At 66.6% G+C, this 13,502-nt stretch carries 11 protein-coding genes; 1 reads left to right on the top strand and 10 read right to left on the bottom strand.

Going from position 1 to position 13,502, the window contains the following annotated elements:
- Positions 1-38: 38 nt before the first annotated feature.
- The 7 genes from GM1_RS09650 to mobA form a co-directional block, all read right to left on the bottom strand.
- On the bottom strand, positions 39-3,218 hold the full coding sequence (locus tag GM1_RS09650) for an Rne/Rng family ribonuclease (protein WP_008378365.1): 3,180 nt from the start codon (positions 3,216-3,218) through the stop codon (positions 39-41).
- A 270-nt stretch (positions 3,219-3,488) separates the two neighbouring features.
- Positions 3,489-3,905: a nucleoside-diphosphate kinase gene (gene ndk / locus GM1_RS09645; protein WP_040519809.1), complete on the bottom strand. Its 417-nt coding sequence runs from the start codon at positions 3,903-3,905 to the stop codon at positions 3,489-3,491.
- Positions 3,906-3,942: 37 nt separating this feature from the next.
- Entirely contained in the window at positions 3,943-4,377 is a 435-nt protein-coding gene (locus tag GM1_RS09640) for a hypothetical protein (RefSeq protein WP_008378363.1), read from the bottom strand.
- A gap of 75 nt (positions 4,378-4,452) precedes the next feature.
- A complete protein-coding gene (locus tag GM1_RS09635) occupies positions 4,453-4,851 on the bottom strand; it encodes a DUF4233 domain-containing protein (RefSeq protein WP_008378362.1) in 399 nt (132 codons plus the stop codon).
- Positions 4,848-6,245 carry a bifunctional tetrahydrofolate synthase/dihydrofolate synthase gene (gene folC, locus GM1_RS09630; RefSeq protein WP_008378361.1) on the bottom strand — a complete coding sequence of 466 codons (1,398 nt, stop codon included), beginning with the start codon at positions 6,243-6,245 and terminating at the stop codon, positions 4,848-4,850. The genes GM1_RS09635 and folC overlap by 4 nt, the downstream gene beginning before the upstream one ends.
- Positions 6,245-8,899: a valine--tRNA ligase gene (locus GM1_RS09625; protein ID WP_008378360.1), complete on the bottom strand. Its 2,655-nt coding sequence runs from the start codon at positions 8,897-8,899 to the stop codon at positions 6,245-6,247. The genes folC and GM1_RS09625 overlap by 1 nt, the downstream gene beginning before the upstream one ends.
- A gap of 46 nt (positions 8,900-8,945) precedes the next feature.
- Positions 8,946-9,542, bottom strand: coding sequence for a molybdenum cofactor guanylyltransferase (mobA, locus tag GM1_RS09620; protein ID WP_040519795.1), 597 nt, complete (start codon positions 9,540-9,542; stop codon positions 8,946-8,948).
- Between the two features lie 122 nt (positions 9,543-9,664).
- Here mobA and GM1_RS09615 point away from each other — a divergent pair, with 122 nt between their 5' ends.
- Complete coding sequence (locus GM1_RS09615; RefSeq protein ID WP_008378358.1) at positions 9,665-10,624, top strand: type IV toxin-antitoxin system AbiEi family antitoxin domain-containing protein; 960 nt, start codon at positions 9,665-9,667, stop codon at positions 10,622-10,624.
- A gap of 97 nt (positions 10,625-10,721) precedes the next feature.
- Here the strand turns inward: GM1_RS09615 and clpX are convergent, their stop codons facing one another.
- The 3 genes from clpX to GM1_RS09600 all read right to left on the bottom strand — a co-directional run bounded on the left by clpX (position 10,722) and on the right by GM1_RS09600 (position 13,391).
- A complete protein-coding gene (gene clpX / locus GM1_RS09610; RefSeq protein ID WP_008378357.1) occupies positions 10,722-12,005 on the bottom strand; it encodes an ATP-dependent Clp protease ATP-binding subunit ClpX in 1,284 nt (427 codons plus the stop codon).
- 83 nt (positions 12,006-12,088) lie between these two features.
- Positions 12,089-12,766, bottom strand: a complete 678-nt coding sequence (locus GM1_RS09605; RefSeq protein WP_008378356.1) for an ATP-dependent Clp protease proteolytic subunit — start codon at positions 12,764-12,766, stop codon at positions 12,089-12,091.
- A 46-nt stretch (positions 12,767-12,812) separates the two neighbouring features.
- A complete protein-coding gene (locus GM1_RS09600; protein ID WP_040519807.1) occupies positions 12,813-13,391 on the bottom strand; it encodes an ATP-dependent Clp protease proteolytic subunit in 579 nt (192 codons plus the stop codon).
- Between the last annotated feature and the right edge of the window lie 111 nt (positions 13,392-13,502).

Raw genomic sequence — 13,502 nt, 5'->3', positions numbered from 1 at the left:
AGCGCTCCCTATCAGGTCAAACTCATCCCGTCGGCGTGTCAGTCGCCGCTCGGCGGAGGCCCCGCCGCACGTCGACCGGTACGCCTGCGTGGGGTCCGGGTGACCGACACGACAGGCTCGGAGGCCTGAGGCGCGACGGTGGTGACCGGCGTTTCCTCGCTGCTCACGGTGATCGCCTCCGGTGCGACCGCGGTGGGCGCCGACGGACGGCGGACCGCACGGCGACGACGCCTGACGACGCCGACGGCCGGAGCCGTGTCGGCGACAGGGGCCTCGTCGACGACGGGCGCAGCTTCCGGAGTCGCCTCGACAGCCGTCTCGGCCGCCACAACCTCGACGGCGGCCTCGGCCTTCTCTTCGACCGCAGCCGGAGCGACGTCCACCGGCTGATCGACGACGGCGTGGTCGTCGCCGTGATCGTGAGCGTGCTCGTCGTCGTGGTGAGCCATGGTCCGGAACAACGGATGCTCCGCAGCCGGCTTGTGCGGCGCCTTGGGCTGCTGCGTCGGCGCGGCCGATTCCGGCTTCATCTCCGGAGCGGCGTCGGCGCGGCCCTTCTTACGACGCGACCGTCGGCTGCTCGAATCGCCGCGCGACGCGTCGTCGGACGACGCCGGACGCACCTCGACCGGGTTGGCGTGAACGATCACTCCTCGACCGGCACACGCGGTGCAGGTGGTGGAGAACGCCTCGAGCAGACCGGTTCCGAGACGCTTGCGGGTCATCTGCACCAGCCCCAGGGACGTCACTTCCGACACCTGGTGACGCGTGCGGTCACGAGCCAGCGCCTCGGTGAGACGCCGCAGCACGAGATCGCGGTTCGACTCGAGGACCATGTCGATGAAGTCGACGATGATCATCCCGCCGATGTCGCGCAGACGCATCTGCCGGACGATCTCCTCGGCCGCCTCCAGGTTGTTCCTGGTGACGGTCTCCTCGAGGTTGCCGCCCGAACCGGTGAACTTGCCGGTGTTGACGTCGACGACGGTCATCGCCTCGGTGTGCTCGATGATCAGCGTGCCGCCCGAGGGCAACCACACCTTGCGGTCGAGCGCCTTCGCGAGTTGTTCGTCGATGCGGTGCACCGCGAACGAGTCCGGTGCGTCGGCATGCGCCTTGGTGAACTCCTCGACACGCTCGGACAGGTCGGCCGCGACGTCGTTGACGTACCCGGACACCAGGTTCCATGCCTTGTCGCCTTCGACGACGAGCTTGCTGAAGTCTTCATTGAAGAGGTCACGGACCACGCGGACCAGCAGGTCGGGCTCCTCATAGAGCGCACGAGGAGTGCCGGACGCCTTCTCCGAGTGCTCCGCGGCGGCTGCTTCGATGCCCTTCCACTGCGATTCCAGCCGCGCGACGTCGGCCGCGAGCTCCTCGGCGCTGACGCCTTCGGACGCGGTGCGAATGATCACGCCCGCCTCGTCGGGAACGAGCTTGGAGAGGATCTGCTTGAGACGCTTGCGCTCGGTGTCGGGCAGCTTGCGGCTGATACCGGTCGAGGTCCCGCCCGGCACGTACACCAGGTAGCGACCCGCCAGCGAGATCTGCGTCGTCAGGCGAGCGCCCTTGTGTCCGATCGGATCCTTGCTGACCTGGACCAGGACGTAGTCGCCGGGCTTGAGAGCCTGCTCGATCTTGCGCGACCGGCCGTCGAGGCCCGCCGCTTCCCAGTTGACTTCACCCGCGTACAGGACACCGTTGCGGCCACGACCGATGTCGACGAATGCCGCCTCCATCCCGGGCAGTACGTTCTGAACGCGGCCGAGGTAGATGTTGCCGACCATCGACTGCGACGTCTCGGTGGTGACGAAGTGCTCGACCAGAACGCCGTCTTCGAGCACTGCGACCTGCGTGTAGTCCTCGGTGGTGGCGTTGGCGCCGCGCTCGCGGATCACCATGACCCGCTCCACCGACTCACGGCGAGCGAGGAACTCCGACTCGGTCAGGATCGGCGGACGACGACGTCCCGCATCCCGTCCGTCACGCCGACGCTGGCGCTTGGCCTCCAGTCGAGTGGACCCGGAGATGCCCTGGACTTCGTCGCGGACCCGCTTGGTGCGCGGCTCACGCTCGTGGACGACGGTGTTCGGCGGGTCGTCGGACGACGTCGCCTCCTCACCCTCACCGGCACCGCGACGGCGGCGGCGACGACGGCGACGCTTGCTGGTGGGCGTCGTGTCATCGGAGGCGTCGTCGTCGGAGTCGGCCTCGGAGGTCTCCGTGTCGTCGGACGTGTCCGCGGACTCCGACTCGGTGTCTGCGGGAGCGTCAGGCGCGGCCTGCTCCTCGTCGTCGCCTGCACCGTCTGTGTCGGCGGCCTCCGCGTTGTCGTTCTGCTCGTCGGCGGGCTGATCGCCGCGTCCACGGCCACGTCCGCGGCGACCACGACGACGGCGGCGCGACCGCGACTCGCCGTCGGCATCGATCTCCTGGGCGGTGTCGGCATTCGTCGTGTCGTCGGCGGCGGACTCGTCGGCGTCCTCCGCGTCGCCGGTCGAAGTGTCGGCGACCGCCGGAGCGTCGCCCTTCTCCTCCGCCGGCTCGTCGATCGGCGGCTGTTCCGCGATCTCGGCGACCGGCGCATCAGCGGCGTCGTCGGAGTCTGCGGCCTTGGCCTTCTTGCCGGACTTCTTGGCGCTCTTCTTCTTCGCAGGCGCGGCCTCTGCGTCGTCGGCCTTCTTCGCAGCCTTGCGGGTCGACTTCTTCTCGTCGGACTTCTTGTCGTCAGACTTCTCATCGGCCGCCGGATCGTCAGCTGGACGGTCGTCGGCGACGGACTCTGCGTCGGCTTTCTTGGTCTTACGGGCGGCGGCCTTGCGTGCAGGCGACTTCTTGGCAGGCTTGTCGCCCGCAGGTGTGTCTGCCGACAGGAACAACGGAGCTCCGGCGTCGCCGGCGGCGGCGGGCGCGGTCGGCTCGACGACCTCGACTGCAGAGAACAGTGAGGCTGACGGCTCTGCCGCGGGAGCTGCGGAATCGCTGGAGGCGTCGGGCGCGGTGGCGCCCAGACGCTGTGCGACGGCGTACGCGTCGTCGCGTGAGATGGACGACTGCGCGGTGCGCGCCGTCACCCCCAACTCACCCAAGTGCGCGAGCACGTCCCGGCTGGTGGATTCCAGCATCCGGGCGAGTGCGTGCACGCGGAGTCGAAGGGGAAAATGTTCCGCCGTGAAATCCGCCTTGTCGGCGTTCACCGGCGACCCGTTGTCGGTCACGTGGTCTCCTCGAGACCCCCGGGCGCGTCGGGCGTGTGGACTTCTCACGACGCGGCCACGCGAGGGCCTTCCCAATGTGTGCCGGTCGATGCGACCGGGTGTTGTGTGGTCTTCGCGTCGTTCTCGACGCCTTGCTGTGGCGGTGCATCCGCCGAGCCCTCGGCGTCAAAGTGTGACGCCGTGAACTACAACAAGTATCCCACACGTGCCGGGCAGAACCCGCACAGCCTGGAAAAGTGCCCCCGCGCGCCGCAGCGCGAGGGTGTCAGATCAGGAGTTGAGCGACGGGAACCAGAGACCGATCTCACGTGCGGCAGACTCGGGCGAGTCGGAGCCGTGAACCAGGTTGAACTGGGTTTCGAGGCCGAAGTCGCCGCGGATGGTACCCGGTGTGGCCTTCTCGACGGGATCCGTTCCGCCCGCGAGCTGACGGAATGCCGCGATGGCGCGGGGGCCTTCCACGACGAGTGCGACCACGGGGCCGGAGGTGATGAATTCGAGCAGCGAACCGAAGAACGGGCGTTCGGCGTGCTCTGCGTAGTGCTCGCTGGCGATCTCGGTGGTGACGGTGCGCAGTTCGAGCGCGGCCAGGGTCAGGCCTTTGCGTTCGATGCGGGAGATCACTTCACCGATGACACCGCGCTGCACGCCGTCGGGCTTGATGAGGACGAGAGTCTGTTCAGTCACCAGCACACTGTAACGACCACTGGGCGGATACGCCGCGTCAGCTGGGACAGTACTCGGGCTCGACCGCGAAGAATCCGTAGCTGAACAGGCCCGACTTGGAGTGCGGCGTGACGATGATCTGGACGCAGGCGCCCGGCTTAGCCATCGCCGCGTCGAGCTCGGCGTCGATGATCTTGCCCATCGCACTGTTCGCCTCGCGGAAAGCGGGCGGCACCGGAAGACTGCGAACGAGCGCACCCGGCTGACGATCATCCATCCACTTGGTGGCACCACGCGTCGCGATGTAACCGAAGGAGCCCTCGGGCACGGGCATCGGCAGACCAGGCTTCACCATCGACGGGTCGAAGCCGTCCGACGGAGGCGTCGTCGGCGACGGAACAGTCGACGAGGGCCCCGCATGAGCGAGCGGCGCGATGAACACCGGGACCGCGACCGCAGCGATCAGTGCCGACACGAGATGAGACGAACGCATGCAATCCTTCCGGTCGATCTCGGAGTGATCGACGCTACTGCCTAGGAGTGTAACGGACGGATTCGCTCGATCGGACTACGCGCGTTGGCTGGGCAGCAGGCCTCGTTCGATACGCAGTGCCACGTCACGCCGGATGTAGGCGATGTACACCCACACACAGAGGAAGATCACTCCGATCACAGCGATCGACCAGTGAAACAGTCCGCCTGCGATGAGAGCCACCTGGAGCACCAGGATCGCCGGGAGTGCCCACGACCGCGCGCACATGCCCGACATCAGCACGTGAGCGAGGGACATCGCACCTAGGTACAGGCCCGAGCCCCACCCGAGACCACCGCCGATCTTGGCGATGATCGGGAACGCGAGCAGAATCACGATCACTTCGAGGATCAGCGTTCCGGCCATCACGCCGCGGAATCCCTTCCACGGATCGGTGGCGGGCGGGTTGACCGCCGGAGTGTTCTCGTCGGTCATGACGGGTCCTTCGCAAACAGTGTGCGACCGGCGCCCGCAGTGACGACCGATCCGGTGATGATGACGCCCGCACCGGAAACGGTCCCGGTCTCACCGTCCTCCGCGAGGGCGATCGCCGCCTCGACGGCGTCGGGCAAGAACGGTTCCACGCTCAGTCGTTCGTCTCCGAAGATGGGCAGCGCGAGGTCGTAGAGGGAGTCGGTGTCGAGGGCTCGCGGTGAACCGTTGTTGGTGAGGACGACGGCATCGAGCACCGGTTCCAGTTCGGTGAGCAGTCCGCGCGCGTCCTTGTCGCCGAGCACGCCGATCACGCCTACGAGGCGGCGGAAGTCGAACTCCGACACCAGTGCTTGGGCCAGTGCGCGTGCACCGTGTGGGTTGTGTGCGGCGTCGACGAAGACGCTCGGCGCGTTGCGCAGCCGTTCGAGCCGTCCGGGGGTCCGGACTTCGGCGAATGCTTCGCGCACGGTGTCGACGTCGAGTTGACGGTCGGCTCCAGCACCGAAGAACGCCTCGACTGCGGCCAGCGCGAGGGCGGCGTTCTGCGCCTGGTGGGCACCGTGCAGCGGGAGGAACACCTCGTCGTACACGCCGCCGAGACCTTGGATCCGCAGCAGCTGGCCGCCGACGGCGGTCGCCGAGTCGAGCACCGCGAATTCTGAGTTCTGCCGCGCGACGATGGTCCCGGCCTCCACACTCGCCCGCAGCAACACGTCGGCCACCTCGGGTTCCTGCGGTCCGATGACCGTGACCGGATCGCTCGGGACCACGGCGTCGGTCGGGCCGGGTTTGATGATCCCCGCCTTCTCCCCCGCGATGGCCGTGAGCGTGTCACCGAGGTAGTCGGCGTGGTCCATCGCGATCGGCGTGATCACCGCGACTTTGGAGTCGATCACGTTGGTGGCGTCCCAGCGTCCACCCATGCCCGTCTCGACGACGGCCACCTCGATCGGAGCCTCGGCGAATGCGGCGTAGGCCATCGCGGTGAGGACTTCGAACTTGCTCATGCGCGGGCCGCCCTGCGCGGTCGACGAGTCGTCGACCATCGTGATGAACGGCTCCAGTTCGCGGTAGGTGTCCACGTAGAGCCGCGGCGAGATCGGCGTGCCGTCGATCGCGATCCGCTCGGTCACCAGTTGCAGGTGCGGGCTGGTGATCCGACCGGTGCGGCGATGGAACGCCTGCAGCAGAGAGTCGATCATCCGCGTGACCGACGTCTTCCCGTTGGTTCCCGCGATGTGGATCGCCGGGTAGGCGTGCTGCGGGTTCCCGAGCAACTCGAGCAGCAGGTTGATCCGCGTGAGCGACGGCTCGATCTTGGTCTCGGGCCACCGGGTGTCGAGTTCGGCCTCGACCGCCGCGAGTTCGGCGAGGTCCTCCGGGCTGGGAGCCATCAGGCGCCCAGCGCCTCGAGCTTGGCCTTCAGACGCGCGATGTCCTCCTGTGCGAGGGCCTGGCGGGCCTTGATCTTGTCGACGACGGCGTCGGGCGCCTTGGACAGGAATTGCTCGTTGCCGAGCTTCCCGGTTGTGCCCGCGAGTTCCTTCTCGGCCGCGGCGAGGTCCTTCGCCGCGCGCTTGCGCTCGGCCTCGATGTCGACTGTCCCGGAGGTGTCGATCGCGACGGTGGCGGTGCCGCCCGAGAGGCGGACTTCAACGGTCGCTGTCGCCGCGAAGTCGTCACCCGCGGTCTCGAGCCGTGCGAGCGAGTCGAGTTGTCCGCGCAGGGTGTCCAATCCGAGTGCGTCGAGGCCGTCGACGGTGGCGGCGACTCGCTGTCCCGGGTTGAGCCCCTGATCGCTGCGGAACCGTCGCACTTCGGTGATGAGCTTCTGGAGGTCGTCGATCTGCTGTGCCGCGGTCGGGTCCGCGGGCGCCCCCGACGGTGTGGGCCATTCGGCGATCACGACGGACTCGCCGCCGGTCAGCGTGGTCCAGAGGACTTCGGTGACGAACGGCATCACCGGGTGCAGCGCACGCAGCAGCTTGTCGAGGATGGTCCCGAGGACAAGCGCGGTGGCGTCGGCGCGGGCGCCGCCTTCGGCGACCTGAACCTTCGACAGCTCGAGGTACCAGTCGCAGACCTCGTCCCACGCGAAGTGGTAGAGCGCCTCACAGGCCTTCGAGAACTCGTACGTCTCGAAGCCTGCGTCGACGTCGGCCAGCACCTGGTCGAGTCGGCCGAGGATCCAGCGGTCGGCGACGGTGAGGTCGTCTGCGGCCGGCAGATCACCCAGGCGTGCACCGTTCATCATGGCGAACTTGGTGGCGTTGAACAGTTTGGTGGCGAAGTTGCGTGAGCTCTGCGCATGCGACTCGCCGACCGAGATGTCGCTGCCCGGGTTCGCGCCGCGCGCGAGTGTGAAGCGCAGGGCGTCGGCGCCGAAGCGGTCGATCCAGTCGAGCGGGTCGATGCCGTTGCCCTTCGACTTGCTCATCTTCTGACCGCGTTCGTCACGGACGAGTCCGTGCAGGAAGACGTCGCGGAACGGAACTGCAGCGGTGCGCCCCTGCAGGCCGCCGAGGTCGAGGTTCGAGACGTAGGTTCCGAACATCATCATGCGGGCGACCCAGAAGAACAGGATGTCGTAGCCGGTGACCAGGACCGATGTCGGGTAGAACTTGTCGAGATCGGCAGTCTGCTCGGGCCAGCCCATCGTCGAGAACGGCCACAGTCCGGAGCTGAACCAGGTGTCGAGGACGTCGGGGTCCTGCTCCCAGCCTTCGGGTGCGGTCTCGTCGGGGCCGAAGCACTCGACTTCGCCGTTCGGGCCGTACCAGATCGGGATGCGGTGGCCCCACCAGAGCTGACGGGAGATGGTCCAGTCGTGCATGTCGTCGACCCAGTCGAACCAGCGCGGTTCCTGGCTCTTGGGGTGGATCACGGTGTCACCGTCACGGACTGCGTCACCCGCGGCCTTGGCCAGTGACGACACGTCGACCCACCACTGCATCGACAGGCGAGGTTCGATCGGCTCGCCGGCGCGTTCGGAATGGCCGACGCTGTGCGAGTACGGGCGCACCTCCTTGACGATGCGTCCCTGCTCGGCGAGGGCCTCCCGGACGGCGACGCGCGCCGCGAAACGGTCGAGACCGTCGAACTGCGTGCCGGTGCCCTCGACGACGGCGGTCTTGTCCATGATCGTGATCATCGGCAGGTTGTGGCGCTGCCCGATCGCGAAGTCGTTCGGGTCGTGGGCAGGGGTGATCTTGACTGCGCCGGAACCGAATTCAGGATCGACGTAGTCGTCGGCGATCACCGGGATCTTGCGGTCGAGGAACGGGTGGTCGAGCTCGACACCGATCAGTGCCTTGTACCGCTCGTCGTCGGGATGGACGGCGATCGCCGTGTCGCCGAGCATCGTCTCCATACGGGTGGTGGCGACGACGATGTGCGGCTCTGCGTCGTCGAGCGAACCGTAGCGGAATGAGACGAGCTCACCGTCGACGTCCTTGTACTTGACCTCGATGTCGGAGATGGCGGTCTGCTGTGCGGGCGACCAGTTGACCAGACGCTCGGCGCGGTAGATCAGACCGTCGTCGTAGAGCTTCTTGAAGATCGTCTGGACGGCGCGGGACAGACCCTCGTCCATGGTGAACCGGTCACGGTTCCAGTCGACGCCCTCGCCGAGTCGACGCATCTGGCCCTGGATCATGCCGCCCGATTCGGCCTTCCACTTCCAGACGCGCTCGATGAAGGCCTCGCGCCCGAGCTCCTCGCGGGAGGTGCCTTCGGCCGCCAGCTGCTTCTCGACGATGGTCTGTGTCGCGATGCCCGCATGATCCATGCCGGGCAGCCACAGCACCTCGAAACCCTGCATGCGCTTGCGGCGCGTCAGAGTGTCCATCAGGGTGTGGTCGAGTGCGTGGCCCATGTGCAGCGAGCCGGTCACATTCGGCGGAGGCAGGACGATCGAGTAGCCGGGCTTGTCGCTCGACGCGTCGGCTTCGAAGTATCCGGCGTCTACCCACCGCTCGTACAGGCCCGCTTCATGCTCGGAAGGGTCCCATGACTTGGGCAGGCTGGCGCTCTGGTCGGAGTTCGTCACGGTTCGATTCTAGAAGCGACACAGCTCGTGGGACGAACCGGCCCAGTCAGGCTCCCACTCGGAGTCGGTGCAGGTCTTCGGGCGCGTCGACGTTGGTGAGCCAGTTCGGGTCGCTGACACCGACCCGGCGCGTGCTGATCGCGTCCAACGCCGCCAGCATGCGCAGTTCTCCTGCGTCGACGAGGGCGGCCAGCGCGTCGGCCGCACTCGTCCGGTAGACCCCTGCCATCGGGTGGTCGCGCTGGGCGTCGTGGGCGATCACTGCGTCGGTCGACGGCGTGAGTCCGGCGAGCAGTTCGTCGACGAGATCGGCCTTCACGAGCGGCATGTCCGTGGCGCACACGAATGCGACGTCGGCCCCGGCCGCCGCGGCGGCTCGCAGGGCTGCCACAAGCCCTCCGAGCGGGCCGCTTCCGTCCTTCTCGTCGGTGACCCACTGCAGATCCGACTCGGCTGACAGTTCCCGATAGGCCTGCGACGCCTCCGGTGCGGCGACCAGGACCGGCGCGCACCGCTCCCCGATCGCCTCCGTGATCCGAGTGAGCATGGTGACTCCCTCGTACTCGAGTGCTGCCTTGTCCTGCCCCATGCGCCGCGACCGTCCCCCAGCGAGAACGATTCCGGCAACTGTGTTGTGCGTCATACCGACCACCGTAGCGGCGACGCCACCTTCCCGCCGCCGCTTGGCGTTTACGCATGATGCGTTGGCTCCCGCTAATTGTCTGACAATTAGCGGGAGCGGTCGCCTGCCGCGCGAGCGGACCTGTGGACAACGCAGGTGACGGATTCGACGATCCAGGTTCCAATCTGGCGATGTGGCCGACAGACGAACACGGGATCATCCAGCGTTCAACGCTCCTCGACATCGGAGTCACCGACGCCGAGGTCAAACGTGCATTGCGCTCCGGCGAGATCATCGCCCTGGACAGGGGCTTCTACCTACCGGCTGCACAATTGCCCACGTACGACATAGACGACGCTGTCTACCGGTACAAGGTTGTTGCCGCTGCGTCTCGGCAGTCGATGCCGCTCACACACGAATCGGCGGCCGCCGTCCACGGACTCGCGACCCTCAAGCCGGACCGCTCTGTGGTCCATTTCGGCACGAACCGCTCAAGCGGTGGGCGCCGAATGCACAGTCGCCACATCCACACCGGAGTGCCCGACGACGTCCTCGTCGTTGTCAGCGGTATCGCGGTCACGTCGATCGCGCGAACTGCTGCGGACGTCGCCGCGTGCGCCGACCTTGCTCGTGCCCTTGCCGTGATGGACAGCGCTCTTCGCCTCGGGGCGACGCTCGAAGAACTGCGTGCTGAGGCCGCGCGCCACCGCATCCGCGGGGCGGCCGTCGTCGACGCGGCCTTGCGCTACGCCGACGGCCGATCGGCGAACCCTGGAGAATCGTGGGGTCGCGCGCAGATGATCGAAGCCGGCCTTCCCGTCCCCGACCTGCAGTCTGAGTTCGAGCTCGCCGACGGGTCGTCGGCCTTCACCGACTACGACTGGGCTCGACGTCTGATCGCGGAGTTCGACGGTGTCCGGAAGTACGGTCGCGACTTGCGCCCGGGCCAGAGCGTCGAGGACGCCGTCGTGCGCGAGAAAGTCCGGGAGGACCGTCTCCGCGACCTGGGCTGCGACGTGGTCCGATTCATCTGGGCCGACCTCGAGAACCGCCTGATGGTCCCCCGCGTGACGCAGAAACTCCGGCGCCACGGACTCCTTTAGCCAATACGCATCAGGCGTCGGTTCCCGCTAATTGTCTGACAATTAGCGGGAACCAACGCCTGATGCGTGAAGGTTGGTGCCTGTCGGTCCGTCGGCCTTAGGCCGACTTCTCCTTCGGGCCTTCGTCCTTGCGCGGGACGACGGTCGGGAGAACGTTGTCGCGGACGGTCTCGCCGGTGACGACGACCTTGGCGACGTCGTCGCGGCTCGGGATGTCGTACATGACGGGAAGCAAGACTTCCTCCATGATCGCGCGGAGTCCACGAGCACCGGTGCCGCGGTGGATCGCCTGGTCGGCGATCGCCTCCAGGGCGTCCTGGCTGAACTCGAGTTCCACGTTGTCCATGTCGAAGAGCTTCGCGTACTGCTTGACCAGTGCGTTCTTCGGCTCGGACAGGATGGAGACGAGGGCCTCCTTGTCGAGGTTCCGAACCGACGCGATCATCGGGAGACGTCCGATGAACTCGGGGATCAGACCGAACTTGATCAGATCCTCAGGCATCACTTCCGCGAAGTGGTCGGTCGTGTCGACGTCGCGCTTGCTGGTGACCTCGTTGCCGAAGCCGATGCCGCGCTTGCCGATCCGCTCGGCCACGACCTTCTCCAGACCGGCGAAGGCTCCTGCGACGATGAACAGGACGTTCGTCGTGTCGAGCTGGATGAACTCCTGGTGCGGGTGCTTGCGTCCACCCTGCGGAGGCACGGACGCCTGCGTGCCCTCGAGGATCTTCAACAGCGCCTGCTGCACGCCCTCGCCCGACACGTCGCGCGTGATCGACGGGTTCTCGCTCTTGCGAGCGATCTTGTCGACCTCGTCGATGTAGATGATGCCGGTCTCGGCGCGCTTCACGTCGTAGTCGGCAGCCTGGATCAGCTTGAGCAGGATGTTCTCGACGTCCTCACCCACATAGCCGGCCTCGGTGAGTGCGGTCGCATCCGCGATCGCGAACGGCACGTTCAGCATCTTCGCGAGAGTCTGAGCGAGGTAGGTCTTGCCACAGCCCGTCGGACCGAGCATCAGGATGTTCGACTTGGCCAGCTCGACTGTCTCCACCGAGCCGCGCTTGTCGTTGACCTTCTTCTCGCCTGCCTGGATTCGCTTGTAGTGGTTGTAGACCGCGACGGCGAGCGTGCGCTTGGCCGTGTCCTGACCCACCACATAGTTGTCCAAGAAGTCGCGGATATCGGCGGGCTTCGGAAGCTCGTCGATCTTCACATCGCTGGTCTCGGCCAGCTCCTCCTCGATGATCTCGTTGCACAAGTCGATGCACTCATCGCAGATGTAGACCCCAGGCCCAGCAATCAGCTTCTTGACCTGCTTCTGGCTCTTACCGCAGAACGAGCACTTGAGAAGGTCCCCGCCGTCTCCCATTCGCGCCATGTGGCCGCACCTTCTTTCTCGTGACGCGCGTCACCATGAACGGTACTCGCGCAGACTGCGTTCGCCGGGGCGAACACGGTTTACTAGCGTGCCGACTTCTTGCGGTAGTCGAAGACCTCGTCGATGATCCCGTACTCCTTGGCCTCATCGGCCGTCAGGATGTTGTCGCGGTCGGTGTCCTTGCGGATCTTGTCGGTGTCCTGACCGGTGTGGTGGCTGAGGATCTCGTCGAGACGCTTGCGGATGCGCTCGATCTCGGCCGCCTGGATCTCCAGGTCGGAGACCTGGCCCTGGTAGGCGCCACCCGTGCGAGGCTGGTGGATCAGGACGGTTGCGTTCGGGAGAGCCGCGCGCTTGCCGGGGGTGCCGCCTGCGAGCAGGATCGCGGCGGCCGATGCGGCTTCGCCGAGGCAGACGGTGACGACGTCGCAGTGGACGTACTGCATCGTGTCGTAGATCGCGAGCATGTCCGGGACGCTGCCGCCGGGCGAGTTGATGTACATCGTGATGTCGCGGTCGGGATCCTGGCTCTCCAGGACCAGCAGCTGAGCCATCACGTCGTTGGCGACGGTCTGGTCGATCGGCGTGCCGACGAAGACGATGCGCTCTTCGAACAGCTTCGCGTACGGGTCGTACTGGCGCTGACCGTTCGGGGTGTTCTCGATGAACGACGGCAGGATGTAGCGGGCTTCGATGCTCTTCAGAGCGATCGCCGAATCCGAGATGCCTGCGCGGACATCAGCGGGAAGATCGTTGTACATGGTTTCTCCGTAGCCGGTGAAGGGATGTGAGGGAAGAAGGAGGCGCTCAGGCACCCGGTCGCGAGATGGTGGTCACCACGTGGTCGACGAAGCCGTACTCCTTGGCCTCTGCCGCGGTGAACCAGTTGTCGCGGTCGGCGTCGGCCTCGATCTTCTCGAGCGGCTGACCGGTGAACTCGGCGTTGAGTCGGTTCATCTCTCGCTTGGTGGCGGCGAACTGCTCGGCCTGGATCGCGATGTCGGCCGCGGTGCCGCCGATGCCCGCGGACGGCTGGTGCATCATGATGCGTGCGTGCGGGAGCGCGTGACGCTTGCCCTTGGTGCCCGCGGCGAGCAGGAACTGGCCCATCGACGCGGCCATCCCCATCCCGTAGGTCGCGACATCGCACGGTGCGAGCTGCATCGTGTCGAAGATCGCCATGCCCGCCGTGACGCTGCCGCCGGGCGAGTTGATGTACAGGTTGATGTCCTTCTCCGGGTCTTCCGCGGCGAGCAGCAGGATCTGCGCGCAGAGGCGGTTGGCGATGTCGTCGTCGACCTGAGTGCCGAGGAAGATGATGCGCTCGCGGAGGAGTCGCTCGAAAACCGAATCAGTCAGGTTCAGGCCGGCGACGCCCGAGCTCATCGAAGGCGTGTGGAGAGTGCTCACTGGTTGTACCTATCTGTCGAGAAACTGCGGCGTTGTCACCGAGATTAATCACTACCGGGGCCCCGAATGTTCCGGTGACACCCCGGA

The organism is Gordonia malaquae NBRC 108250, assembly GCF_000344135.1.
GTDB lineage: Bacteria > Actinomycetota > Actinomycetes > Mycobacteriales > Mycobacteriaceae > Gordonia > Gordonia malaquae.
This window is presented reverse-complemented; position numbering and strand designations above follow the sequence as displayed.